We start from the raw sequence: 24,263 nt of genomic DNA, 5'->3' as shown, positions 1-24,263 counted from the left end.
TCTCCGCGACCCTGCTCGCAGAGGTTCAGCGACCCTGTTCGTACGCGCGCAGCTGGTCGAGATTGATCATGCTCGTGTCGAACATGCTGGTCTCGTCGAGGGCGCCCTGCTGCGACTGGTGGGGCTGCTGCGACTGCTGGGGCTGGTGCGACTGCTGGGGCTGGTGCTGGGGCATCTGAGGCTGCTGGGGCTGCTGCTGTACGGGCTGGCCGTACTGGTCGTAGCCCTGCTGCGGGTAGGCGGCCGCGTACGGGTCCTGCTGGTAGCCGTAGGGATCCTGCTGCTGGCCGTACGAGGCCGCGTAGGCGTCCTGCGGCTGTCCCTGGGCCGGGTGGGCCTGAGGTTGCGCCTGGGGCTGCTGGCCGTACTGCGTCGCGTACGGGTCGTACGGCTGCTGGGCCGGGATCTGGGGCTGGGCCTGCGGGGGCTCGGCGGCCCTGACCGGAGGTGCGGGCTGGGGCTCCGCGAGGTCGGCGAGGAAGTCGGCGTCGCTGCCGCGCAGCTGCGAGTGGTCCAGGCCGTCCTGCTCCGCCATGTGTACGCCGAGGTCGTCGGACGCGACCCGGCCGTGCAGCTTCTGGCGTCCCTTGCCGACCGCTTCGAGGGTCTTGGCGAGGACGGCCTCGAAGGCGCCCAGCTTGGTGTCGACGTACTCGTCGGCGCGGTGCAGCAGGGTGGAGGGGTCCGGGCTGTAGTCCGGGGCGTCGTCGTCCTCTGGGTCCCCGTACCCCTGCACGTCGAGGCCGGGGCCCCGGCCGAGCAGCTTCTCGCGGCCGCGGCCGACGGAACCGATGGTCTTGGTGAGGACGACCTCGAAGTTCGCGAGCTTGGAGTCGACGTACTCGTCGGCCTCCGCGCGGATCTCCTCGGCGTCCTGGCGGGCCTCCGAGAGGATGCGGTCGGCCTCGGCCTGGGAGCGGCGGGCGACCTCGGTGTCGGAGATCAGGTCGCCGCGCTGGGCCTGGGCGGACTCGATGATCCGCTCCGCCTCCTGGCGGGCCTGCTCGACCAGCTGCTCGCGGCCGCCGATCAGCTCCTGGGCCTGGGCGAGCGAGCCGGGCAGTGCCTGCCGCACCTCTTCGAGCATGTCGAGGAGGTCGGCGCGGTTGATCACGCACGAGGCCGACATGGGCATCGACCGGGCGCTGCCGATCGCTTCGACGATTCTCTCGAGCTTGTTCTGCACGTCCACCGTGTGCTCGCCACTCTCTCGGCCTGGTTTGGAGACGGACGGGACGACTGTAAGGCCAGTCGCCTCCCGCCCGACACCGGGTGACGGTTTGTCAGTTCCCCTGTGCTTCGGCGCGCCTCTCCGCGAGGCGCTTCGTCAGCGCCGCGTGCACGTGCTCCGGCAGCAGGTGCGCGACGTCGCCGCCCCAGGCCGCGACCTCCTTGACCAGGCTGGAGGAGAGGAAGCTGTAGGTGGGGTTGGTCGGTATGAACAGGGTCTCGATGCCCGAGAGGCCGTTGTTCATCTGGGCCATCTGCAACTCGTAGTCGAAGTCGCTGACGGCGCGCAGGCCCTTGACGATCGCGGGGATGTCGCGGTCCTTGCAGAAGTCGACGAGAAGGCCGTGGTGGGACTCCACCACGATGTTCCCGTAGTCGGCGGTGGCCGTCCTGATCAGCTCCATCCGCTCCTCGACGGAGAAGAGGCCCTGCTTCGACTGGTTGATCATCACCGCGACGTGCACCACGTCGTACAGCCTGGAAGCTCGGCCGATGATGTCGAGATGTCCGTTGGTGATGGGGTCGAACGACCCGGGACAGACTGCTCGGCGCATCTGTGGTCCCCGTCTCTCCGGTCCGGTCATCGTGCGTCTTCGCACGGTGAGGCGGCGCGACCGTACCAAAGCGTTCCTTCGCCGTAGCGACGGGCCCGCAGTGGTTCGAATCCCTTGGGCCACTTGAATTCTCCGCCCCTGGTACTGCGTTCCACGGTGGCCAGTGCGTCCTGTGCGAGCCAGCCCTGGGTGTGGAGTGTGAGGAGAATCTCCCGAAGATCGTCGTCGGTGACGGCATACGGGGGGTCCAGGAAGACGATGTCGTACGGCTCGGCGGGCGCCGGGCCCGTCACGATCTGCTCTGCTTTGGCCGCGCGGACCTCGGCGCCGGACAGACCCAGGACCCGGACGTTGTCCCGGATCGTACGGACGGCCTTCTGGTCGGCCTCGACGAGCAGGGCGTGCACTCCGCCGCGGGACAGCGCTTCGAGGCCGACGGCACCGGACCCGGCGTACAGGTCGGCGATCCGGATGCCTTCGAGGGTGCCGAGGAGCGCCTCCCAGGTGGAGAACAGGCCCTCGCGCGCACGGTCGGAGGTGGGGCGGGTGCCGTCACCCGGCGGTACGGCCAGACGTCGTCCGCCGGCGGTGCCTGCGATCACGCGGGTCATCTGCTTCAAGTCCTTGGTCGGGGCGGGCTGCCTACCGGGCCAGTCTCTCAGCTCACCGTCGGACCGGCAGGCGTCGGCCCCGGCCGCACGGGTGAGTGCGACCGGGGCCGGTGGTGCTTCGGGGTCCGTGGTGGCTCGGGTCCGTGGTGGCTCGGGCCCGTGGTGCTTCGGGGCCGTGGCGCTTCGGGGCCGTGGTGCTTCGGGGCCGTGGTGCTTCGGGGCTCAGCCCTTGACGAGGCGGACGGCCTCGGTCCGGGAGACCGTCACGGTGTTCCCGTAGTTCGGGTCGACCGCCGAGGCCCGTGCCTCGACCTCGACCAGGCCCTTCTGGAACGGGGTCGTGCCCGTGGGCACGGCCTTGGCGGTCCAGGCGACGGGAGCTCCCGGGGTGCAGGCCACGCTGGTGCTGTAGGCACCGCGGATGATGACCTTGTTCTTCACCTGGGTCACGTCGCCCGCGACCTCCACCTGGGCCGGTACGTCACAGCTCACCTTGCCGTGCACGGTGGCCTTGCCGTTCAGCGTGCTCGCCTGGCCCTCCAGGGACACGTCGAGGCCGAGGGACAGCTCGGCGGGCGGCTCCGGGTTGGAGATGTGGATCTCGCCCTTGGTCGCCGCGTCCCCTCCTTCGCAGTGCTGCACGAAGGTGGCGTCGAGCTTCTGGACGTAGCCGTTCGGCCCGAAGACGACCTGGGCGATATCGAAGGAACCGGTGAGGGTGTTGCAGCCGCGGCCGTCACCGCTCAGCGAGAGGCCCGGCTGGCCCGCGTCGTTGAACGGGTAGCGGATGGCGCCCGGGTAGCTGCCCGCCTTCAGGGCCTTGCCGTCCGCGAGGTCGAGCGACCACCAGGAGCCGTTCGCCGCGTTGACGGAGACCGAGATGACGTTCTGGTCCTTGTTGCTGGTGACGGAGAACTTGTCCTTGTTCTCGACGGAGTACGCGTACGACTCGCCGCCGCCGATCCAGTCGTCACCGGCGAAGCTGAGCGAGCCGGACTCGACGGGCTGGGCCTGCGCCGTCCCGGCCGTCGCCAGCGCGCCGGACGCGAGGACCAGGGCAAGGCCGAGAGTCGCCGCGATGCGGGACAACGGGCGGCTGCGGGCACCGCGTGACGTGCTCGGATTCATCGTGCCTCCAGGTGAGTTCTGGATGTTCCGTGATGATCCTGTGCACTGTTGATGCTCTCGTCAACTTGTTTGATGCAAGGGGCAGTTGGGGCGAACGAGGCGTGATCACCCCTTGTCCAGATACTCCTCCCTCTCCTTGTCCAGCAACGCGTCCAGCGCCGTCCGCAGCTCCGGCAGCCGCTCCAGTTCGGGGTCGGCGGCGACGATCTGGACCGCTTCCTCTCGGGCGGCGGCGATGACCTCCTCGTCCTCGATGACGGCGAGGACGCGCAGCGAGGAGCGGACGCCGGACTGGGCCTGGCCGAGGACGTCTCCCTCGCGGCGCTGTTCGAGGTCGATGCGGGACAGTTCGAAGCCGTCGAGGGTGGCGGCGACGGCGGAGAGGCGGGCGCGGGCGGGGCTGGCCTCGTGCATCTCGCTGACCAGGAGGCAGAGGCCGGGGGCGGAGCCGCGGCCGACCCGGCCGCGGAGCTGGTGCAGCTGGGAGACGCCGAAGCGGTCCGCGTCCATGATCACCATGGCGGTGGCGTTGGGGACGTTGACCCCGACCTCGATGACGGTGGTGGCGACCAGGACGTCGACCTCGCCCGCGGAGAAGCGGCGCATCACGTCGTCCTTGTCGTCGGGCTGCATGCGCCCGTGCAGCACTTCGACGCGCAGCCCGGCAAGCGGCCCGGTGCGGAGCCGGTCGGCGATCTCCAGGACTGCGAGCGGCGGCCGCTTCTCGGGATCGTCCGCGTCCTCGGCCGCCTTCTTGGACTTCTTCTTGGGCTCGTCCTCGCCGTCGCCGATGCGCGGGCAGACGACGTACGCCTGGTGGCCGTTCTCCGCCTCTTCCCGTACGCGCTCCCAGGCGCGGGCCAGGAAGTGGGGCTTGTCCTTCGCCGGGACGACATGGGTGGCGATCGGCGAGCGCCCGGCGGGGAGCTGGTCGAGGACGGAGGTCTCCAGGTCGCCGAAGACGGTCATGGCGACCGTGCGCGGGATGGGGGTGGCGGTCATGACCAGGAGGTGCGGGGGCTGCTTGCCCTTGGAGCGGAGCGCGTCGCGCTGTTCGACGCCGAACCGGTGCTGTTCGTCGACGACGACCAGCCCCAGGTCGTGGAACTGCACCTTGTCCTCGATCAGCGCGTGCGTACCGATGACGAGCCCCGCCTCGCCCGTGACCAGGTCAAGCAGCGCCTGGCGCCGGGCGGGCATCCCCATCGAGCCGGTGAGCAGCACCACCTTCGTGCCGAGCGAGGATCCGCCGAGCATGCCTCCTTCGGCCAGCTCGCCCATCATCTCGGTGATGGACCGGTGGTGCTGCTGGGCGAGCACCTCGGTGGGCGCCAGCATGGCCGCCTGCCCGCCCGCGTCGACGACGGCGAGCATGGCGCGCAGGGCCACCATGGTGTTGTGGGTGACGGTGAAATGGTCCGTCACGTAGGCGTGGCTCGGATGGGCCACGCTGATGCACTGCACCTCTTTGCGGCCGACGTACTCGACCGCGCGGATTCCTCGCCGGAAGGTGTTGTACTTCGGTCTGCCCGTCATCCGCTGTGCCTTCCGCTCCAGCCGGAAGGGCGGGTAGAGGTCGGGCAGCGCAACGGACACGTGGTACGCAGCCTTCTTCGTGAGAACCCGCGCTCTCCCGCCGAGGGACCGCGCGAGCCACGCCACATCATCGGCCAGCCGCCGCGAAGCCGAACAGAAGGAAACGGCCGTGCCGTCGGCCTGAACCGTGCCGTCGGTGTCCATCAGACCCTGCAGGACCGCCAGGCGATTCTTGATCGACGTGTTCTTGAATTCCGCCGGGACGAATGTGTCGTGCGAGGTGGCACCCTCGCACTGCGGGGTCACCGCGGACCTGACCGCATCGATGAGTTCGTCGTCCACGGAACTGAAGCGCAGGTTGTGTCGAAACGACCCGTCGCCAAGAAGAAGACCGAGGACGTACGGGTCAAGGGGAAGGGTTTCATCACCACCCAGGTCCACCGGGGTCACCACGGGGATGTACCACTTCGCGCTTCCGTTGGCCTTGTATGTGTCCGACCTGATTTCGCGTGTCGTCAGAACTTTCGGGGGCCGGCCCCGGTCCCAGTCGCAGCTCGTGCCGACGATCCAGAGATGCTCGTCGTCGCACTCCACAGAGGTGCCGTCGGAGAGCTCGATACGCCAGACGTCCCGTACCCCTTGGGGAAAGACTCCGTCCAGGAGCGCGATGTCGCCCGACGGCACCACGACTTCGTCTCCGACAGCCATATCGCCCATGCGCCGGAACCCTCGCGGCGTCAGCACCATGGAATCGAGCGGCTGCGCCTTGCCCGATCCCACTTCGCCCTGGAGGAGGCGGTGCATCGGATGCTCCGTGGCCAGGTCGTCGAAGATCTCTTTCGACACCTTCTGCTGGCCGTCGGTCAGGGTGAAGGGGAGTGTGGCGTCGAAGGCGTCGAGCAGTCCTTCGGGGACCGGTTTGCGGGCGACGGCCGGGAGCATCGTCTCGGCGAACCTGCGGCGGGCCAGGGCGACTTGGAGGACGAACGCCTCGTCCCACTTCAGCCGGTCGCGGGCCTCGGCGATCTCCGCCTTCGTACGCGGCCGGTGGATCTTGCGGAAGGCTTCGGGCAGCGGGACAAGGCCCCGGCCGTCCCGCAGGGCGTCGGGCAGCGGGTCGACGATCTCCGCCCACTTCGTCGCCTCCATGGAGGCCAGGACGAGGTCGACGGTCTTGGCGATCTTCCAGCTCTCCATCTGGGCACAGGCCGGATAGAGCGGGATCAGCTGGTTCGCCCACGCCGCGACGGCGTCCTCGCCCGCGTCCTTGCCGAGCATTTCGTAGGCCGGGTGGGAGAGCTGGCGGATGTTGCGGAACATGCCGACCTTGCCGGAGAACATGCCTTTGCGGCCCGGCAGCAGTTCCTTCTGGTGGTGGTAGATCGCCTTGCCGAAGAAGACCAGCTGGAGGCGTCCACTGCCGTCGGTGAGGGTGACTTCGAGGCGCTGGCCCTTGCCGTTGTTGAAGCGCAGGACGCGGGCGTCGGCCACCTGGGCGACGACGGTGGCGTGCTCGTCGAGCGGGAGGTCGGCGAGCTGGGTGAGCTCGCCGCGCTCGGCGTACCGCCGGGGGTAGTGGTGCAGCAGGTCACCGACCGTGTGCAGGTCGAGGTGCTCGGCCATCACCTTCGCGGTGGTGCCGCCGAGTGTCTTCTTGAGTGATTCGTCGAGCGAGGGCACGAGATCCATTGGACACCATCCCTCTGACAACGCCCTCGCCCTGTGGAAAACCCCGTGGCTCGCGGGATTCACGCGCCCCTCACGCGCGAGCCCTGCGCCCCCGTTCGTACGCCGCCCCGTACTCGGCGGCCGAGAGCGCGCCCCGGGCCGTCTCCCGCGTCCGTACGACGTCCCGGTCGCCCAGCACCGCCGTGCCCCGCAGCCCCTCCGCCTCGCCCAGCAGTTCCGCCGCCCGCAGCGGACCGGCAGCCTCCGCCCGTGCCTCCGCGATCTCGGCGAGCAGCAGCCGTCCCGGGGTCTCCTCCCCCAGTACCGCCGCCTGCTCGAACCACTCCAGGGCCTGTGCCCCGTCGCCCTCCGCCCACGCCGTGCGCCCCAGCCCGAGGAACACCCGCAGCGTCTCGCCCGTACCGAACCAGTTCGGCGAGCCCCCTTCGAGCGCCGCCTCGTAGTGCACGCGCGCACGCGGCGTGTCCCCGGACAGGCGGGCCGCGTCGCCGAGCCCGCGCAGCGCGCCCGCCGCCTTGTCCGGCAGGCCGATGCCCCGTGCCAGCTCCGCCGACCTGGTGAACAGGGCGACCGCCTCCGCCTGTTGGCCGGCGTGCAGCAGCACATGGGCCCGCCGCAGCAGCATGTCGGCGGTCTCCTCCGGCGCCCTGAGCTCCTGTACGAGGGCGAGCGCCTCGCCGAGCAGGGCCAGTGCCCGGCCGGCGTCCCCGCGCCAGTGCGCGAACGTGGCCAGCGGGTCGAGGGCGTTGGCGATGCCCCACCGGTCGCCGGTCGCGCGGAAGCCGTCGAGCGACCCGGCGAACGCCTCCTCGGCCGGCCTGGGCCGCCCCTCATAGAGGTGCTGGTAGGCGCGGCCCATCCGCAGCAGGGCGGCCGCCCACGGACTGCTGCTCCCGTACGCCGCCTCCGCCTCCTCCGTCGCCTCCGCACTGGTCCGCGGGCCCGCCGCGAGCGACCACAGAGTCAGGGCGTGCGGCATCCGCAGCCGCCCGACCAGGCCCTCCATCAAAGCGCCTGCGCGGGCGATCAGCACCACGTCCGCAGCGCCGCAGTCCACCCCGTCCCGGTGGCCGACGGCGGCCAGGAGGCACAGCGTGTACTCCTCCACGAGCCCCTCGGGCGGCTCGTCCTCCGCCCGTGCCAGCAGTTCCCGTGCCGCAGCCGACAGTTCGCCGGCCCGGCCGCGCAGCGGTGCGTACCAGGACAGGCAGGCCAGCAGCCTCAAAGAGGCGGCGGTGGTGCCGTGGCGCAGGGCGGACAGCAGGTTGGTGTGCTCGGCGTCGAGGCGGTCCAGCCAGAGGAGCTGGTCCTTGCCGCGCAGCAGGGGTTCGGCGGTCTCGGCCGTCGCGAGGAAGTACGCCGCGTGGGCGTCCCGGAACTCCCGCTCCCTGTCGCCCAGTTGTTCCGCGCAGAACGCCCGGATGGTCTCCAGCATCCGGTACCGGCCGTCCACGGCCGTCACGAAGGACTTCTCGACGAGCGAGGCCAGCAGGCCGTCCGCGTCGTCGACCCCGCACACCCGCTCCACCGCGTCCGGCGTCGCACCCCCCGCGAACACGGTCAGCCGCCGGGCCAGCTCCCGCTCCGCCTCGTCGAGCAGCTCCCAGCTCCACTCCACGACCGCGCCCAGGGTGCGATGCCTGGCCTCCTTCGTACGGTCGCCGCGCGACAGCAGCCGGAAGCGGTCGTCGCCGCCGCGGCCGAGGCGGTCGTCGAGCCGGTCCGCGATCGCGCCGACGGAGAGGGTGCGCAGCCGGGCCGCCGCCAGTTCGAGGGCGAGCGGCAGTCCGTCCAGGGCCGCGCAGATGTGCTCCACGCGCGCGTGGCTGCCGCCTCCCGGACGGAAGGCGAAGCCGGGGCGCACGGCCGCTGCCCGCTCCAGGAAGAGCTGCACCGCCGCCTGGGCTCCCAGGGGTTCCACCGCCACCAGGGTCTCCCCGGTGATGCCGAGGCCTTCACGGCTCGTCGCCAGGATCCGCAGGCCGGGACAGACTCCCAGGAGCAGTGCGCTCAGCCGGGCCACCTCGTCGACCAGGTGCTCGCAGTTGTCGAGCAGGAGCAGCAGCCGGCGCCCCTCGAACGCGGCCAGGGCGGACAGCAGCCGGTCCGTCGCGTCCGCCGTCCCCGCCCGTTCCCGGAAGCCGCTGCTCCGTACGCCGAGCGCTCCCAGTACGGCGTACGGCAGCCGTGCCGCGTCCGGCACCGGTGCCAGCTCGGCGTAGCAGACCTCGCCCGGCCAGCGCCCCGCCGCCTCCACCGCGAGCCGTGTCTTGCCCGCCCCGCCGGGCCCGGTGAGGGTCACCAGGCGCGCGGCAGCGAGCAGCTCGCCGAGATGTGCGAGTTCCCGCGTACGCCCCACGAAGCTGGTGATCGTGGCGGGCACCGGGCGCGGCACGGCGGCGCGTTCCGGGCGCAGCAGTTCCAGATGGAGGGCGGCCAGCTCGGGCGAGGGGTCGGCGCCCAGTGCGTCGGCGAGGGCCCGCCGGGCGTCCTCGTACACGGCCAGGGCCTCCGCGGGCCTTCCGGCCGCGCGCAGCGCCCGCATCAGCAGCCCGTAGAGCCGCTCCCGCAGCGGATGTACGGCGACGAGTTCGCGCAGCTCCGGTACGAGCCCGGCCCCCGGCCCCGTCCCCCTCCCCAGCTCCGCCTCCGCCAGGTCCTCCCGTACGCCCAGCCGTATCGCCTCCAGCCGGTCCGCCTGAGCCCGTGCGAACGGCACCGACGCCAGGTCCGCCAGGGCGGGGCCCCGCCACAGGCCGAGCGCCTCCCGCAGCAGTTCCGCGGCCCGTCCGTGCTCGCCCGCGCCAAGTGCCTCGCGTCCCGCCCGCGCCGTCGCCTCAAAGAGGTGCACGTCCACGCTGTCCGGGGCGACGTCGAGGCGGTAGCCGGCGGGCAGCGACTCGATGCCCGCGCCGATGCCCCCGCCGGGGCCCTCACCGAGCGCCGTGAGCCTGCGCCGCAGTCGGGACACCTGTGACTGGAGGGCGTTGGCGGCGCGGGCGGGCGGCTCGTCTCCGTACAGCCCCTCAATCAGCCGCTCCGTGCCCACCGTGCGGCCCGCGTCCAGCAGCAGCAGTGCGAGCAGGGAACGCGGCCGTGTGCCGCCGGGGTCGAGGGCCTCGCCGTCGTCGTTACGTATCTCCATGGGGCCCAGCAGTCCGAAGCGCACCCGCCGATTGTGCTGGACAGAGGGGGTTCGCGGGCTCCCGAAGCGTTTTCGGGCAAGAAAAAAACCGGTCCACCCGAGGGTGGACCGGTTCCTTAAGCAACCAGCTAGGTGGCCGCGCTATCTAGACGTCAGCGCGAGACCTTGCCGGCCTTGATGCACGAGGTGCAGACGTTAAGCCGCTTCGGCGTCCGACCGACCACTGCACGCACGCGCTGGATGTTGGGATTCCAACGACGCGGGGTACGGCGGTGCGAGTGCGAAATGTTGTTGCCGAAGCCCGGCCCCTTGCCGCAGACGTCGCAGTTGGCAGCCACGGTCACTCCAAAGACTTCAGATGCACTTACAGTGAATTCCGGCATGCCGAAAGATCCGAGGATCCTGTGGCGTAGCCGGGGGAATGTCCCGATTTTCATCGGGCAACCGGAGCAGCATACAACGACTGCTCTCGTACAACGAAACTACCACGGCTGCCGGGACCCCCGCCCCGGCCCCTTCCCTCCCCGGCCCACCGCCGGAAGCTAGTCTGCGAACGTTCCCGCTGCTCAAGGAGGAGGCCCAGGTGCCGCAGTCCCCCGACGACCTCGACGCCGTCGCGGTACGCACCTGGTGCTCGCTGGCGCTGCACGCACTGGGTGCGGAGCGCGAAGAGATCGACGCGATCAACGTCTATCCGGTCGCGGACGGCGACACCGGAACCAACCTCTATCTGACGATGGAGTCGGCCACCCAGGCCGTGGAGGCGGTCTTCGCCGCCCACGAGACGGTTTCCGTCCCTTCCCCCACCGGTCCTTCCGTATCCGCTCCGCTGCTGTGCGATGCCGTACGGGCGATGGCGCACGGCGCGCTGATAGGCGCCCGGGGGAACTCCGGGACGATCCTCTCCCAGCTGCTGCGCGGAATGTCCGAGGAACTGGCCGGCGGGAAGAGCGCCGGCGAAGAGGGTGCCGACGGGAAGGGCCCCGGCAGGGAGAGTGCCGACGGCGCGGGTCTGCGGCGGGCGCTGCGGCGGGCGGCGTCGTCCGCGTACGAGGCGGTGGCGCACCCCGTGGAGGGCACGGTGCTGACGGTGGCCACGGCGGCGGCGGACGCGGCGGACGCGGGCACGCCGGCCGACGGGACAGCCGACGTCGCACGCGCCGCGTACGAGGGAGCACGGGCCGCGCTCGCGCGCACCACCGGACAGCTGGCGGTGCTGGGCCGGGCCGGGGTCGTCGACGCGGGCGGGCGGGGCCTGGTGACCGTGCTCGGGTCGCTGGTCGAGGCGCTGACCGGGGAGGCCGTGGCCGTACGTCCGCAGGCGCCGCACGGTGTGCTCGTCGACGACTGCTCCGCCGACCACGCGGACGAGGGCGGCCCGGCCTTCGAGGTGATCTACCTCCTGGAGGCGGACGACGCGGCGGTGGGCCGGCTGCGGGCCCGGCTCGACGGACTCGGCGACTCCCTGGTCGTCGTCGGCGGCGACGGCCTGTGGAACGTCCATGTGCACGTCGACGACGCGGGTGCGGCCGTGGAGGCGGGGGTGGAAGCGGGACGTCCGTACCGCATCCGGATCACGCACTTCGGTGCGGACCGGGTCGCCCCGCCGCGTGAGCGCGCCCAGCGGGCCGTGGTCGCGGTCGTCCCGGGCGAGGGGCTGAGGGAGCTGTGCACGGAGGCGGGTGCGACGACCGTGCTGGCGCGGCCCGGGGAGCCGCCGGCCAGCGGCGAACTGGTCGACGCGATCCGGCGTGCGCACGCGCGCGAGGTGGTGCTCCTGCCGAACGACGCGGACCTGCGGCACACGGCTGCGGCTGCCGCCCAGCAGGTACGTACGGAGGGCGTGCGGGTCGCCCTGATTCCGACGCGGGCGGCGGTCCAGGGCATCGCGGCCCTCGCCGTGCACGAGCCGGACCGGCGGTTCGACGAGGACGTGGTGGCGATGACGTCGGCGGCGGGCGCCACCCGTTACGCCGAACTGGCCGTCGCGGAACGGCAGTCGTGGACGACGGCGGGGGTCTGCCAGGCGGGCGACATCCTCGGGCTGATCGACGGCGACGTCGCCGTCATCGGCACGGACGTCGCGTCGACGGCACGGACGGTGCTGGACCGGATGCTGTCGGCGGGGGGCGAGCTGGTCACGCTCGTCCTCGGCGAGGACGTCCCGGACGGGCTGGCGGACGCACTCGAATCCCATGTGCGCAGGCGGCATTTGGCGGTGGACACGGTGACGTACAGGGGTGGGCGGCAGGCGGCGCCGCTGCTGATCGGGATCGAGTAGGGGACGACACCGTTTCCTGCCGGGGGCCGGTGGTCGTCGTGCAGGTGCGTTGTGGTTGGTCGCGCCCACGCGGCGGAGCCGCAGATCCGATACGGCCCCGCGCCCCTGTGGGGCGCCCCCGTCAGGCGGCGGTAAGAGCTCGGTAAGCCAGCCCCGCCAAGCTCACCGGCATGACGACGCAGCAGCGCAACAACAGCCTTTCCCACCTCCACCTCCTCATCTCCGGTGCCAGCATCGCCGGGCCCGCTCTCGCCCTTCAGCTCGCCCGGCGCGGGGCCCGGGTCACTGTCGTCGAGAAGGCGCCCGCCCTCCGGCCCGGTGGCTTCGCCGTCGACTTCCGGGGGCATGTGCACCGCAAGGTCCTTCAGGACATGGGGATTTGGGACGAGGTGCACGCCCGCCAGACGCACATGGGTGTGCAGACCGTCGTCGACGCCGACGGTACTCCCCGCGTCGATCTGCCCGCCGCACTGATGAGCGGCGACGTCGAGATCTTCCGCGGCGACCTCGCCTCGATCATGTACGAGCGCACCAAGGACCTCGACAACGTCGAGTACGTCTTCGGCGACTCGATCGCCACCCTCCACGAGACCCCGGCCGGCGTCGACGTCACCTTCGAGCAGGCGCGGCCCCGCACCTTCGACCTCGTGGTCGGCGCCGACGGCCTGCACTCCCGCACCCGCCGCCTCGCCTTCGGCGACGAGTCCCGGTATCTGCGCTTCCTCGGCCACTACGTCGCCGGCTTCGACATCCCCAACCACCTCGGCCTCGACCGCACCGCCCGCCTGTACAGCGACCCCGGCCGCATGGTGAGTATCAGCAACTACGACGGCGACCCGGCCGGGGCGGGCGTGGCCCTGGTCTTCTCCTCCGCCGAGCGGCTGGACTTCGACCGGGGCGACCTCGCCCAGCAGCAGAAGATCATCGCCGAGCGGTACGCGGGGATGGGCTGGGAGGCGCCCAGGGCCCTGGAAGCGCTCGCCGCCCTGGAATCGGTCGACCAGCTGTACTTCGACGCCATCGCCCAGATCCACATCGACCGGCTCTCCACCGGCCGCGTCGTGCTGATCGGCGACGCGGGGTACGGGGCCACGATGGGCGGCATGGGCACCGGGGCCGCGATCGTCGCCGCGTACGTACTGGCCGGCGAGCTGGCTGCCGCGCACGGCGACCACCGCACCGCCTTCGCCGCGTACGAGGCCGGATTCCGGGGCTTCGCGAAGGGCTGCCAGAAGATCGCGGGCAACGCGGGTCCGTTCCTGGCCCCGCCCACCGAGCGCAAGCTCCGCCAGCGCGACCGTACGTACCGGATCCTCGGCTCCCGCCCGTTGGCCCGCTTGTTCAAGAAGCTCACCGAGAAGGCCGCCACGGACATCATCCTGCGGGACTACCCCTGAGTCCCCGGCAATGAGTCCCCGACAATGAGTCCCGGGCCCCGGGTCCCCGGCCCCGAGTCCCCGCTTCGGCGGAACTACCCCGCCGGGTTCCGCAGCCGCCACCCGTGGTCGACAGGTCCGATGCCCGCGCCCAGGGCGAAGCCCGCCACGATCGCCTCCGTGACGTACTCCTTCGCCGCCGAGACGGCCTGCGGGACGTCGAGCCCCTTCGCCAGACCCGAGGCGATCGCGGAAGCGAGCGTGCAACCGGTGCCGTGCGTATGGCGGTTGTCGTGGCGGACGGAGCGCAGCCAGTGCTCCTCGGTGCCGTCCGTCAGCAAGTCGACGGCGTCGCCCGGAAGATGACCGCCCTTGACCAGCACCCAGCGCGGCCCGCACGCCAGCAGTGCGTCCGCCGCCTCCCGCATCCCGGCCTCCGACTCGACGCGTACACCGGTGAGTTGGGCCACCTCGTCGAGATTGGGGGTGGCCACTGTCGCCGTCGGCAGGAGCCTCTTGCGTACGGACTCCAGGGCGGACGCGGCGAGCAGCGGGTCGCCGTGCTTGGAGACGCCCACCGGGTCGACGACCACCGGGGCGTCGGTGTCCGCGAGGAGCTCCGCGACCGTCTCGACGAGCTCGGCCGAGGACAGCATGCCGGTCTTCACGGCCTGTACGCCGATGTCGTCGACGACGCTGCGGTACTGGGCCCGTACCGCCTCGACCGGAAGATCCCAAACCCCCTGCACGCCGAGGGAGTTCTGGGCGGTGACGGCCGTGATCACGCTCATTCCGTGCACGCCCAGCGCCAGCATCGTCTTCAGGTCGGCCTGAATGCCGGCGCCGCCGCCGGAATCCGATCCGGCGACGGTGAGCACGCAGGGGAGCACGCCGTGACGCGCAGCAGGAGTTATTCGCATACCTGCGAATGTAACGCGGCCGCGCGAAGCGGACTCTGCCGCGACGGGCTCAGCCCTCGATGTCGCCGAAGTGGTCCCAGCCGCCCTTGCTCGTCCAGGGCGCCCCGTCGACCGTCACCTGCGGCAGCGCGGACGGGTTGAGGACCTCGCCGATGACCTTCCAGCGGGCCGGGAGCTTCACGTCCGGCGGGAAGGTCGCCACGATCGCGTGGTCCTCTCCCCCGGTCAGCACCCACTGCAGCGGGTCGACGCCGACCGCCTGCCCGATGTCCGACATCTGGGTGGGGATGTCGATGAGACCCGAGCGCAGGTCGATCCGGACCTTGCTCGCCTCCGCGATGTGCCCCAGGTCGGCGACAAGACCGTCACTGACGTCCGTCATCGCGGTCGCGCCGAGCCCGGCAGCCGCGGGACCCGCGTGGTACGGCGGTTCCGGCCGGCGGTGCGCCTCGACGAAGGCCCGCGGCGAGCGGAAGCCGCGCGAGAGCACCGCGTGCCCGGCCGCCGACCAGCCCAGCCAGCCGGTCACCGCCACCACGTCGCCCGGCTGGGCGCCGGAGCGCAGCACGGGTTCGTGGTTGCGGAGGTCGCCGAGCGCGGTGATCGCGACGGTGATGGTGTCGCCCCGTACGACGTCCCCCCCGACCACGGCGGCGCCCGCCACCTGGCACTCGTCGCGCAGCCCGTCCATCAGCTCGACCGGCCAGGTGGCCGGGAGTTCGGCGGGCACGACGAGGCCGAGCAGCAGCGCCGTCGGCACCGCGCCCATGGCGGCGATGTCGGCGAGGTTCTGCGCGGCGGCCTTGCGGCCCACGTCGTACGCCGTCGACCAGTCGCGGCGGAAGTGCCGCCCCTCCAGGAGGATGTCCGTGCTGGCGACGACCCGCCGGTCGGGTGCGGCCACGACCGCCGCGTCGTCCCCCGGCCCGAGCCGCACGGCCGGGGTGGTGGTGAGCCTGGAGGTCAGCTCCCGGATGAGGCCGAACTCCCCCAGTTCGCCCACGGTGCCCTTCATCAATGTGCCCCTTCTGCCCCAGTGCGCTTGCGGTCGCGAGCCGACCCTGCTGTAGGTACCGTCAACATGTACGTCAACTTCTGTTCGCCGTACGTCATGTCGTATGCCGTGCCGCGCCTCTTGCGTACGGGCGTCACCGGCCGCGCAAGTCTCCCCACCGCCCGCGACGACGCGATACGGTGGCGTCTCTTTCCCCCACCCCACATGATCCTCGTGGCCGCTTTGGAGGTTCCGTGGTACAGGCGTACATCCTCATCCAGACCGAAGTCGGCAAGGCATCGACCGTCGCCGACCTGATCGGCAAGATAGCGGGAGTCATCCAGGCCGAGGACGTCACCGGACCCTACGACGTCATCGTGCGGGCCCAGGCGGACACCGTGGACGACCTCGGTCGCATGGTGGTCGCCAAGATCCAGCAGGTGGACGGCATCACACGCACACTGACCTGCCCGGTCGTCCACCTGTAGCCCCGTCTACGCTTGGCCGGTGATGTCTACTCGTCGCCTGCTGAGCCGTCTTGCCCCACTGCCCGCCGCCGCCGTCCTGCTGGCGGCTGCGGGCTGTTCTTCCAGTGACGCCGCGGCAACGATCACGGTTCCCTCCCCGTCCAAGGACGTCTCGGCCATGTGCGGCAAGCTGCACGAGGAACTGCCGGACACCCTGGCCGAAATGGACCGCGTCGACCCGAAGCCGGATTCGTCGCTGACCGCCGGTTGGGGAGGCTCCGCGATCGTACTGCGTTGCGGGGTCCCCCGACCCGCGAAGATGTCGGACCCTGCTCAGGACGGGGTCGACGTCAACGGTGTGAGCTGGCTCCTGGAGAAACTCCCGGAGGGCGGATTCCGGCTCACCACCAGTCTGCGCCTCGCCTATGTCGAGGTGGTCTTCGGCAAGGAGTACGCCGGCGATCTCGGCCCGCTGACCGATCTCGCCGGCCCCGTCAAGAAGACCATCCCGACCGGAATCGCCGACTGACCCGGTCCGTACACAGGGCTGCCCGAGTCCGTACGTGAGAACTACCTGAGCCCCGTCGGCCGCCGCAGCGCCGCCGTGATCAGCCGGTCGACCAGCTCCGGGTAGTCGACGCCGCTCTCCTGCCACATTCGCGGGTACATCGAGATCGGGGTGAAGCCCGGCATCGTATTGATCTCGTTGATCACGAACTCGCCGTCGTCCTGCAGGAAGAAGTCCGCCCGGACCAGGCCCTCGCAGGCCGCCGCGTCGAACGCCGCGACCGCGAGCCGCTGCAGCTCCGCCGTCTGCACGTCGGTCAGCGGCGCGGGGACGATCCCGGCCGCCGAATCGATGTACTTGGCCTCGAAGTCGTAGAAGTCGTGGGCGGAGACCGGCGGGATCTCGGCGGGCACGCTCGCCCGCGGACCGTCCTCGAACTCCAGCACCCCGCACTCGATCTCGCGCCCGGTGAGCAGCGACTCGACGAGCACCTTCGGGTCGTGCCGCCTGGCCTCCTCGATCGCCTCGTCGAGCCCCGACAGCGCGTTGACCTTGGTGATGCCCATGGAGGAGCCGCCGCGGGCGGGCTTCACGAAGAGCGGCCAGCCGTGCTCGCCGGCGAAGTCCACGATCTTCTTGCGGGCCGCCGCGGGGTCGTTGTCCCACTCCCGGGGACGGATGACCTCATACGGTCCGACCGGCAGGCCGAAGGAGGTGAAGACGCGCTTCATGTACTCCTTGTCCTGGCCGACGGCCGAGGAGAGCACGCCCGAGCCGACGTACGGGACGCCGGAGAGTTCGAGGAGGCCCTGGAGGGTGCCGTCCTCGCCGTACGGGCCGTGCAGCATCGGGAAGACGACGTCGACCTCGCCCAGCGCCTTGGGCACGGAGCCCGGCTCGCTGTAGACCACCTCGCGGTTGGCGGGATCCACGGACAGGACCACGGCGCCGTCGGCCGACACCACGAGCTGCTCCATGCTGGGCACCTTGCGGTCGTCGATCGCCATCCGGTCGGGCGCGTCGGCGGTCAGCACCCAACGCCCGTCCGTGGTGATGCCGATCGGCAGCACGTCGTACTTCTCACGGTCGATGGCCCGCATGACGGCGCCGGCGGTGACGATCGAAATGCCGTGTTCGGAGCTACGACCGCCGAAGACGACGGCCACGCGCGGCTTGCGGGGCTCCTGGGCAGGGCTCTGGGGGAGGTTCTCGCTGCTCATATCGGCTTGAGGGTACCCGAGATGCCCCTAGGGCCTGCCCGGCGGAATTCAGCGCTCCGGCTTGGCGCTGCGCGACATCAGCTCCTTCACCGCGACCAGCGGCGGCTTGCCCTCGTGGACGATGCTCACCACCGTCTCGGTGATCGGCATCTCGACGCCGTGCCGCTGGGCCAGATCCAGTACGGACTCGCAGGACTTGACGCCCTCGGCGGTCTGCTTGGTGGCGGCGACGGCCTCCTGGAGGGTCATGCCGCGGCCCAGGTTCATGCCGAAGGTGTTGTTGCGCGACAGCGGCGACGAGCAGGTGGCGACCAGGTCGCCCATGCCCGCGAGACCGGCGAAGGTGTGCGCGTCGGCGCCCATCGCGAGGCCCAGCCGGGTGGTTTCGGCGAGACCGCGCGTGATGAGCGAGGCCTTGGTGTTGTCGCCGAGGCCCATGCCGTTGGCGATGCCGACGGCCAGCGCGATGACGTTCTTGACGGCGCCGCCCAGCTCCACACCGACCACGTCGGTCGTCGTGTACGGGCGGAAGTACGGGGTGTGGCACGCGGCCTGGAACCGTACGGCCACGTCCTCGTCCCGGCAGGCGACGACCGCGGCGGCAGGGTGCCGGGCGGCGATCTCCTTCGAGAGGTTCGGCCCGCTGAGCACGGCGACGCGCTCGTCGGGCACCTTGGCGACCTCGGCGATGACCTCGCTCATCCGCTTCGCGGTACCGAGTTCGACGCCCTTCATCAGGGAGACGAGGACGGAGTCTGCGGGCAGCAGGTCCTTCCAGCCGCTCAGGTTCTCGCGCAGCGTCTGCGAGGGGACGCACAGGACCACGAAGTCCGCACCCGCAGCGGCCTGTGCGGCGTCGGCGGTGGCCGTGATGCCCGCGGGGAGTTCGATCCCCGGCAGGTATTCGGGGTTCGTACGCGTGGAATTGATGACGTCCGCGCGGGAGGCGTTGCGGCCCCACAGGGACACCTCGCAGCCCGCGTCGGCGAGCACCATGGCGAAGGCGGTCCCCCAGGAGCCATTGCCGAAGACGGCGACCCGTGTCACTTCTCGTTCTCTCCAGTCTTCACCTGCGGCGGATTTACCTGCGCCGGATTTACCTGCGCCGGATTTGCCTGCCCGGCCGCCTTTTCCTGCTCGGCCGCCTTCTTGGCCGCGGCCCTGCGCCGCAGTTCGGCCCGTGCCTTGCGGTGGTCGTACACCTCGGCGGGCACCGGCTCCTGCCGTACTTCCGCGAGGAGTTCGGTGATGGCGGCCATGATGACCTCGGTCGCCTCGCGCAGCACGTCCGGCGTGGGTTCCTTGTCGTAGAACCGCTCCAGGTCCACGGGCGGGCCGGCCTGCACCTGAAGGGTCTTGCGCGGGAAGAAGTCGGTCTTCTTTCCCTTCGCGTACGGCGGCATGGCGAGGTTCGCGCCCCACTGGGCGACCGGGATCACGGGCACCTTGGTCAGCAGCGCGACACGGGCGGCCCCGGTCTTGCCGGCCATCGGCCACATGTCGGGGTCGCGGGTGAGGGTGCCCTCCGGGTAGAAGGCCACGCACTCGCCGCGCTCGATGGCGTCGATGGCGGCCCGGAAGGCGCGCATCGCGTCGGTGGTCTCGCGGTAGACCGGGATCTGGCCCGTACCGCGCAGCATCATGCCGACGAACGGGGTCTTGAAGAGCCCCGCCTTGGCGAGGAAGCGCGGCACCCGGCCGGTGTTGTACTGCCAGTGCGCGTAGGACAGGGGATCCACGTAGGAGTTGTGGTTCACGGCGGTGATGAAACCGCCGTCCGCCGGAATGTGCTCCATTCCGCGCCAGTCCCGCTTGAACAGAACAAGCAGCGGGGGTTTGGCGATGACCGCGGCCATGCGGTACCAGAAGCCGATTCTGCGGCGGGACACTCGGGACACCTTCCTCTGGGACCCTGGCCGCTGCACCCCGTGTGCACCTGTGCGCCCTGATCAGGCGGACAAGTGTCGCCCCGGGTCCCTCGTCTGTCGAGAACACCGTACGCCCCGGCCCGGGGACCGGGCCTCTCGGTTGTCGGGACCTCGGGCGACAATGGGCCCGTTCCCCTCCCGATCACGTGACGAAGACGCACCGGCCGCGCCCGGACGGAGGCCCGCAACTGAACCCGCCCCGGACCCCCTCGTGGTCCCTGGTCGTCCCGCTGAAGCCCTTGGCGCGGGCGAAAAGCAGGCTCGCCACCGCCGTTCCCGGTCCGCTCAGGCCCTCTCTCGCCCTGGCGTTCGCGCAGGACACCGTGGCCGCGGCGCTGGCCTGTGCGGCGGTACGGGATGTGGTGGTCGTCACGGACGACGCCACGGCCGGTGTCGCACTGGCCGAGTTGGGGGCGCGTATCGTCCCCGACGCCCCCGCGGCGGGCCTCAACGCGGCGCTGGCGTACGGGGCACAGTCGCTGCGGGCGGCCGGGGCCCGCACGGCGGTCGCCGCGCTGAACGCCGATCTGCCCGCGCTGCGCCCCGCCGAATTGCAGCGGGTGCTCGACCGTGCGACAGAATTTCCGCGTGCATTTCTGACCGATGCGGCCGGAATCGGAACTACATTCCTTTCCGCTGCGCCAGATGTGGAATTGAGGCCCTCGTTCGGGGGACCTTCACGTTTGCGGCACATCCTTTCCGGTGCGGAGGAGCTGCAGCTGGAATTGGTGGATTCTGTGCGGCAGGACGTGGATACCGGGGACGATCTGCGCACCGCGTTCGTCCTGGGGACCGGCGCGCACACGGCGGCCCTGCGCGCCGCCCTGCCCGCCGGCTTCGCCGGATCCGTGCACCAGCCCCAGCTGTAGCCCCGGCGCGGACCTCTCCGCCGCTCCCCTGCCGATACGCTGCCGCCATGCAGGCGACCGCGTACACGTACGACTCCGAGACCCGCAGCGGCAGTGTGCTGCTCGACGACGGCACCCCGGTGCCCTTCGACGCGGCGGCCTTCGACGCGGGCGGGCTGCGGCTGCTGCGCGCGGGACAGCGCGTACGGATCGAGACGGCCGACGGGGGCGCGGCCACGGGCGCGGACGCCCGGATCACCCTGGTGACGCTCCAGACGTTCTGAGAGGGGCTTCTGGGGCCTCTGAGGCCCCTGTGACGCCCTGTCTCCGCCCCCACCCTCACGAAGCACCACCACGAAGCACCTCCGGAACGCACCGCGGGCCGGGCTCCCCGGAGGGAGCCCGGCCCGGCGTGTGAGTACCGCGCTGCCTTGAACTACTTCTTCTTGGCGGTGGTCTTCTTCGCGGTGGTCTTGCGCGCCGTGGTCTTCTTGGCGGGCGCCTTCTTGGCGGTGGCCTTCTTCGCCGGAGCGGTCTTCTTGGCCACGGCCTTCTTGGTCGTGGTCGCGGTCTTCTTGGCCGGAGCGGCCTTCTTCGCCGTGGCGGTCGCCTTCTTGGCGGTCGCGGTGGCCTTCTTGGCCGTGGCCTTCTTCGCCGTCGCCGTGGTCTTCTTGGCGGCCGTCGCGGTCGTCTTCTTCGCGGCGGTGGCCTTCTTGGTGGCGGTCGCCTTCTTGGCGGTGGCCTTCTTGGCCGCGGCCTTGGCGGTCGTACGGGTGGAAGAACCGCCCGACAGGCTGCCCTTGGGCGCCTTCTTCACGGCGACGTCGTTCTTCGGGAGCTTCTTCGAGCCGGCCACCAGGTCCTTGAAGCCCTGACCCGCGCGGAAGCGCGGCACCGAGGTCTTCTTGACCCGAACACGCTCACCCGTCTGCGGGTTGCGGGCGTAGCGGGCCGGACGGTCGACCTTCTCGAACGAGCCGAAACCGGTGACCGAGACGCGGTCGCCTGCGACGACGGCGCGGACGATCGCGTCCAGGACGGCGTCCACGGCGTCAGCGGCCTGCTGACGGCCGCCGACCTTGTCGGCAATCGCTTCTACGAGCTGGGCCTTGTTCACGTCTTCCCCTTCGGAGACATTGCCGGAACGAAATGTCCAGGCTTATTCGCACGTTAGGCAGATATATACCGCAAATCAAACACGAAACGGGCTAATCACCCTAGTGCCGCAACGAAGTAGGCCTTGCGGGAGTCCTTGTGGAGTTCCATAGACCTAGTTGCCTTCGGGGAATCGGCCCTCGTCGAGGTCCTTCATCAACCTGTCGAGGCGCCTAGCTGCAGTCGCGAGATCGTGTTTCGCCGCGGCCGATATGACCAGCAGCTTCCGGGACAGCGCCATCCGTACGCCCTCCGGGACTTGCAGTGCACGCAGCCGTGTGTGTGCTTCTTTCAGTTGGTCCGCGACCGCCTCGTAGAGCTCGAGTTGGCTGTCACGTTCCATGCACCGATTGTGCCATCTGGGGCGAGTTGTCGCCTCCGCCGGGGGCAACTAACGGAATTCCAGGCTCCATCAGCCCCTCAAGTCACTTCCGCCCCAGTGCCCAACTTCCTTACTCACATGCGTAGTTGAGTCCCGGAACACAGTTCGGCGCCCCCTGCCACGAATGGCGGGGGGCACCGAAAGTGAGGCATGAATCTCAGGCCGAACGGGCTACCGGGGAGCCGTGAAAGGGGCCGCGGCGGGGGCCGCCGGCGCGGTCAGGCGCGGATCGTACTCGGCTTGTGGGCCGGGCGGCTTGATTCGTACGCCGTGATCGCGTCCTCGTTCTGCAGCGTGATGCCGATGTCGTCCAGGCCGTTCAGCAGCCGCCAGCGGGCGTTCTCGTCCAACTCGAAGTCGGCGGTGATGCCCTGGGCGCGGACCTGCCGGGCCTGGAGATCAACGGTGATTTCGGCGTTCGGGTCGCTCTCCACGAGCGCCCACAGCCGCTCCACGGTCTCCTGCGGCAGAACCACCGTGAGCAGGCCGTTCTTGAGCGAATTGCCCCGGAAGATGTCCGCGAAGCGGGAGGACACAACTGTCTTGAAACCGTAGTTCTGCAGGGCCCAGACGGCGTGCTCGCGGGAGGATCCGGTGCCGAAGTCGGGTCCGGCGACCAGGACGGAGGCCCCCTTCCGCTCGGGCTGGTTGAGCACGAACCGAGGGTCCTTGCGCCAGGCCTCGAAGAGCCCGTCCTCAAAACCGTCCCTGGTCACCTTCTTGAGCCAGTGCGCGGGGATGATCTGGTCGGTGTCCACGTTGGAGCGGCGCAGGGGCACTGCCCGGCCGGTGTGCGCGGTGAAAGCTTCCATGGTTCTCAGGCCTCCACGAGAGCGGTTGCGGCTGCGTCGGACAGGTCGGCGGGCGAGGCCAGATGGCCCAGGACCGCGGTCGCGGCGGCCACCTGCGGCGATACGAGGTGAGTACGGCCGCCCTTGCCCTGCCTGCCTTCGAAGTTGCGGTTGGAGGTGGAGGCGGAACGCTCACCGGGGGCCAGCCGGTCCGGGTTCATGCCCAGGCACATCGAGCAGCCCGCGTGCCGCCATTCGGCGCCCGCGGCGGTGAACACCTTGTCCAGGCCCTCGTCCATGGCCTGCAGCGCCACCCGTACGGAACCGGGGACCACCAGCATCCGGACCCCTTCGGCCACCGAACGGCCCTCCACCACGGCGGCGGCGGCCCGCAGGTCCTCGATACGGCCGTTGGTGCAGGAACCCACGAAGACGGTGTCGACCAAGATGTCGCGCAGCGCCTGCCCGGCGGTCAACCCCATGTATTCCAGGGCCTTTTCGGCGGCGTGGCGCTCCGAAGCGTCTTCGTACGAAGCGGGATCGGGGACGTTCGCCGAGAGCGGCGCGCCCTGGCCCGGATTGGTGCCCCAGGTGACGAACGGGGCCAGCGAGGTGGCGTCGATGAGGACCTCCGCGTCGAACACCGCGTCGTCGTCCGACTTCAGCGTCTTCCAGTACGCCACGGCGGCGTCCCAGTCGGCGCCCTGCGGCGCGTGGTCGCGACCCTTGAGGTAGTCGAAAGTGGTGGCGTCGGGGGCGATCATGCCCGCTCGGGCGCCGGCCTCGATCGACATGTTGCAGATGGTCATCCGCGCTTCCATCGACAGCTTCTCGATGGCGGACCCGCGGTATTCGAGGACGTGTCCCTGGCCGCCGCCGGTGCCGATCTTCGCGATGATCGCCAGGATCAGGTCCTTGGCGGTGACGGTGTCGGGCAGTTCGCCCTCGACCGTGATGGCCATGGTCCTGGGGCGGGCCATCGGCAGGGTCTGCGTCGCCAGTACGTGCTCCACCTGGGACGTACCGATGCCGAAGGCCAGCGCGCCGAAAGCGCCGTGCGTGGAGGTGTGCGAGTCGCCGCAGACGACCGTGGTGCCCGGCTGGGTCAGTCCCAGCTGCGGGCCCACCACGTGGACGACGCCCTGCTCGACGTCGCCCAGCGGGTGCAGCCGCACGCCGAAGTCGGCGCAGTTCCTGCGCAGCGTCTCCAGCTGGATCCGGGAGACCGGGTCCGCGATGGGCTTGTCGATGTCGAGGGTCGGGGTGTTGTGGTCCTCGGTGGCGATGGTGAGGTCGAGGCGCCGTACCCGGCGGCCGTTCTTCCGCAGCCCGTCGAAGGCCTGCGGGCTGGTGACCTCGTGCAGCAGGTGAAGATCGATGAAGAGCAGGTCGGGCTCCCCTTCGGCGCGCCGGACGACATGGTCGTCCCAGACCTTCTCCGCGAGTGTCCTACCCATCGCTTTCCCTCCGGCCGGCGGCTTTGCCGGCTCAACTAGAGAT

Annotated in this window: 22 protein-coding genes; 6 read left to right on the top strand and 16 right to left on the bottom strand. The window is 70.6% G+C overall.

From position 1 onward, the window contains the following. Window positions 1–25: 25 nt before the first annotated feature. From AB0D18_RS13420 to rpmB, 7 genes are all read right to left on the bottom strand, one after another. Window positions 26–1,192 carry an ATP synthase F0 subunit B gene (locus tag AB0D18_RS13420; protein ID WP_362416244.1) on the bottom strand — a complete coding sequence of 389 codons (1,167 nt, stop codon included), beginning with the start codon at window positions 1,190–1,192 and terminating at the stop codon, window positions 26–28. A 91-nt stretch (window positions 1,193–1,283) separates the two neighbouring features. Further along, a complete protein-coding gene (gene coaD, locus AB0D18_RS13415; RefSeq protein ID WP_362416241.1) occupies window positions 1,284–1,784 on the bottom strand; it encodes a pantetheine-phosphate adenylyltransferase in 501 nt (166 codons plus the stop codon). A 26-nt stretch (window positions 1,785–1,810) separates the two neighbouring features. Continuing rightward, a complete protein-coding gene (gene rsmD, locus AB0D18_RS13410) occupies window positions 1,811–2,395 on the bottom strand; it encodes a 16S rRNA (guanine(966)-N(2))-methyltransferase RsmD (RefSeq protein ID WP_362416238.1) in 585 nt (194 codons plus the stop codon). Window positions 2,396–2,617: 222 nt separating this feature from the next. Then, entirely contained in the window at window positions 2,618–3,523 is a 906-nt protein-coding gene (locus AB0D18_RS13405; RefSeq protein ID WP_362416235.1) for a hypothetical protein, read from the bottom strand. Between the two features lie 105 nt (window positions 3,524–3,628). Next, window positions 3,629–6,748, bottom strand: a complete 3,120-nt coding sequence (locus tag AB0D18_RS13400) for a helicase-related protein (RefSeq protein ID WP_362416232.1) — start codon at window positions 6,746–6,748, stop codon at window positions 3,629–3,631. A 70-nt stretch (window positions 6,749–6,818) separates the two neighbouring features. Continuing rightward, window positions 6,819–9,917, bottom strand: a complete 3,099-nt coding sequence (locus AB0D18_RS13395) for a BTAD domain-containing putative transcriptional regulator (protein ID WP_362416229.1) — start codon at window positions 9,915–9,917, stop codon at window positions 6,819–6,821. A 128-nt stretch (window positions 9,918–10,045) separates the two neighbouring features. Then, a complete protein-coding gene (rpmB, locus tag AB0D18_RS13390; protein ID WP_015036441.1) occupies window positions 10,046–10,231 on the bottom strand; it encodes a 50S ribosomal protein L28 in 186 nt (61 codons plus the stop codon). Window positions 10,232–10,476: 245 nt separating this feature from the next. On the opposite strand from rpmB, the gene AB0D18_RS13385 reads away from it, so the two are divergent. Together AB0D18_RS13385 and AB0D18_RS13380 are read left to right on the top strand one after the other, a co-directional pair. Then, a complete protein-coding gene (locus tag AB0D18_RS13385) occupies window positions 10,477–12,174 on the top strand; it encodes a DAK2 domain-containing protein (RefSeq protein WP_362416226.1) in 1,698 nt (565 codons plus the stop codon). 170 nt (window positions 12,175–12,344) lie between these two features. Beyond that, on the top strand, window positions 12,345–13,571 hold the full coding sequence (locus tag AB0D18_RS13380; RefSeq protein ID WP_362416223.1) for an FAD-dependent monooxygenase: 1,227 nt from the start codon (window positions 12,345–12,347) through the stop codon (window positions 13,569–13,571). A gap of 74 nt (window positions 13,572–13,645) precedes the next feature. Here the strand turns inward: AB0D18_RS13380 and thiD are convergent, their stop codons facing one another. Together thiD and AB0D18_RS13370 are read right to left on the bottom strand one after the other, a co-directional pair. Then, on the bottom strand, window positions 13,646–14,470 hold the full coding sequence (gene thiD / locus AB0D18_RS13375) for a bifunctional hydroxymethylpyrimidine kinase/phosphomethylpyrimidine kinase (protein WP_362416220.1): 825 nt from the start codon (window positions 14,468–14,470) through the stop codon (window positions 13,646–13,648). Between the two features lie 49 nt (window positions 14,471–14,519). Further along, a complete protein-coding gene (locus tag AB0D18_RS13370; protein WP_362416217.1) occupies window positions 14,520–15,485 on the bottom strand; it encodes a thiamine-phosphate kinase in 966 nt (321 codons plus the stop codon). 233 nt (window positions 15,486–15,718) lie between these two features. Here AB0D18_RS13370 and AB0D18_RS13365 point away from each other — a divergent pair, with 233 nt between their 5' ends. Both AB0D18_RS13365 and AB0D18_RS13360 read left to right on the top strand, forming a co-directional pair. Next, the gene (locus tag AB0D18_RS13365) at window positions 15,719–15,952 is read left to right on the top strand and encodes an Lrp/AsnC ligand binding domain-containing protein (protein ID WP_362416214.1); all 234 of its coding nucleotides are present in this window, start codon (window positions 15,719–15,721) and stop codon (window positions 15,950–15,952) included. Window positions 15,953–15,974: 22 nt separating this feature from the next. Then, complete coding sequence (locus AB0D18_RS13360) at window positions 15,975–16,460, top strand: DUF3515 domain-containing protein (protein ID WP_362416211.1); 486 nt, start codon at window positions 15,975–15,977, stop codon at window positions 16,458–16,460. Between the two features lie 41 nt (window positions 16,461–16,501). Here the strand turns inward: AB0D18_RS13360 and AB0D18_RS13355 are convergent, their stop codons facing one another. Genes AB0D18_RS13355 through AB0D18_RS13345 form a run of 3 tightly spaced genes read right to left on the bottom strand, consistent with a single transcriptional unit; the run spans window position 16,502 to window position 19,548 of the window. Continuing rightward, entirely contained in the window at window positions 16,502–17,659 is a 1,158-nt protein-coding gene (locus AB0D18_RS13355) for a D-alanine--D-alanine ligase family protein (protein WP_362416208.1), read from the bottom strand. A gap of 48 nt (window positions 17,660–17,707) precedes the next feature. Then, entirely contained in the window at window positions 17,708–18,706 is a 999-nt protein-coding gene (locus AB0D18_RS13350; protein WP_362416205.1) for an NAD(P)H-dependent glycerol-3-phosphate dehydrogenase, read from the bottom strand. Then, window positions 18,703–19,548, bottom strand: a complete 846-nt coding sequence (locus AB0D18_RS13345) for a lysophospholipid acyltransferase family protein (RefSeq protein ID WP_362416202.1) — start codon at window positions 19,546–19,548, stop codon at window positions 18,703–18,705. The genes AB0D18_RS13350 and AB0D18_RS13345 overlap by 4 nt, the downstream gene beginning before the upstream one ends. Before the next feature lie 227 nt (window positions 19,549–19,775). Between AB0D18_RS13345 and cofC the strand changes: the two genes are divergently transcribed. Together cofC and AB0D18_RS13335 are read left to right on the top strand one after the other, a co-directional pair. Next, entirely contained in the window at window positions 19,776–20,456 is a 681-nt protein-coding gene (cofC, locus tag AB0D18_RS13340) for a 2-phospho-L-lactate guanylyltransferase (protein WP_362416706.1), read from the top strand. A 47-nt stretch (window positions 20,457–20,503) separates the two neighbouring features. Next, on the top strand, window positions 20,504–20,719 hold the full coding sequence (locus tag AB0D18_RS13335) for a hypothetical protein (RefSeq protein WP_362416199.1): 216 nt from the start codon (window positions 20,504–20,506) through the stop codon (window positions 20,717–20,719). A 152-nt stretch (window positions 20,720–20,871) separates the two neighbouring features. On the opposite strand, the gene AB0D18_RS13330 is transcribed toward AB0D18_RS13335, so the two are convergent. From AB0D18_RS13330 to leuC, 4 genes are all read right to left on the bottom strand, one after another. After that, window positions 20,872–21,552 (bottom strand): HU family DNA-binding protein, encoded by a 681-nt coding sequence (locus AB0D18_RS13330; protein ID WP_362416196.1) that lies wholly within the window; start codon window positions 21,550–21,552, stop codon window positions 20,872–20,874. A 153-nt stretch (window positions 21,553–21,705) separates the two neighbouring features. Continuing rightward, window positions 21,706–21,933, bottom strand: a complete 228-nt coding sequence (locus AB0D18_RS13325; RefSeq protein ID WP_362416193.1) for a hypothetical protein — start codon at window positions 21,931–21,933, stop codon at window positions 21,706–21,708. Window positions 21,934–22,190: 257 nt separating this feature from the next. Continuing rightward, window positions 22,191–22,784, bottom strand: coding sequence for a 3-isopropylmalate dehydratase small subunit (leuD, locus tag AB0D18_RS13320; protein WP_362416190.1), 594 nt, complete (start codon window positions 22,782–22,784; stop codon window positions 22,191–22,193). A gap of 5 nt (window positions 22,785–22,789) precedes the next feature. Beyond that, window positions 22,790–24,220: a 3-isopropylmalate dehydratase large subunit gene (gene leuC / locus AB0D18_RS13315; protein ID WP_362416187.1), complete on the bottom strand. Its 1,431-nt coding sequence runs from the start codon at window positions 24,218–24,220 to the stop codon at window positions 22,790–22,792. Between the last annotated feature and the right edge of the window lie 43 nt (window positions 24,221–24,263).

This window comes from Streptomyces sp. NPDC048442, assembly GCF_040651475.1.
GTDB lineage: Bacteria > Actinomycetota > Actinomycetes > Streptomycetales > Streptomycetaceae > Streptomyces.
This window is presented reverse-complemented; position numbering and strand designations above follow the sequence as displayed.

Coding starts and splice junctions, on each gene's coding strand:
- coaD (WP_362416241.1), bottom strand. CDS start 1,784: ATGCGCCGAGCAGTCTGTCCCGGGTCGTTCGACCCCATCACCAACGGA.
- rsmD (WP_362416238.1), bottom strand. CDS start 2,395: ATGACCCGCGTGATCGCAGGCACCGCCGGCGGACGACGTCTGGCCGTA.
- AB0D18_RS13405 (WP_362416235.1), bottom strand. CDS start 3,523: ATGAATCCGAGCACGTCACGCGGTGCCCGCAGCCGCCCGTTGTCCCGC.
- AB0D18_RS13400 (WP_362416232.1), bottom strand. CDS start 6,748: ATGGATCTCGTGCCCTCGCTCGACGAATCACTCAAGAAGACACTCGGC.
- AB0D18_RS13380 (WP_362416223.1), top strand. CDS start 12,345: ATGACGACGCAGCAGCGCAACAACAGCCTTTCCCACCTCCACCTCCTC.
- thiD (WP_362416220.1), bottom strand. CDS start 14,470: ATGCGAATAACTCCTGCTGCGCGTCACGGCGTGCTCCCCTGCGTGCTC.
- AB0D18_RS13370 (WP_362416217.1), bottom strand. CDS start 15,485: ATGAAGGGCACCGTGGGCGAACTGGGGGAGTTCGGCCTCATCCGGGAG.
- AB0D18_RS13360 (WP_362416211.1), top strand. CDS start 15,975: ATGTCTACTCGTCGCCTGCTGAGCCGTCTTGCCCCACTGCCCGCCGCC.
- AB0D18_RS13355 (WP_362416208.1), bottom strand. CDS start 17,659: ATGAGCAGCGAGAACCTCCCCCAGAGCCCTGCCCAGGAGCCCCGCAAG.
- AB0D18_RS13335 (WP_362416199.1), top strand. CDS start 20,504: ATGCAGGCGACCGCGTACACGTACGACTCCGAGACCCGCAGCGGCAGT.
- AB0D18_RS13325 (WP_362416193.1), bottom strand. CDS start 21,933: ATGGAACGTGACAGCCAACTCGAGCTCTACGAGGCGGTCGCGGACCAA.
- leuD (WP_362416190.1), bottom strand. CDS start 22,784: ATGGAAGCTTTCACCGCGCACACCGGCCGGGCAGTGCCCCTGCGCCGC.
- leuC (WP_362416187.1), bottom strand. CDS start 24,220: ATGGGTAGGACACTCGCGGAGAAGGTCTGGGACGACCATGTCGTCCGG.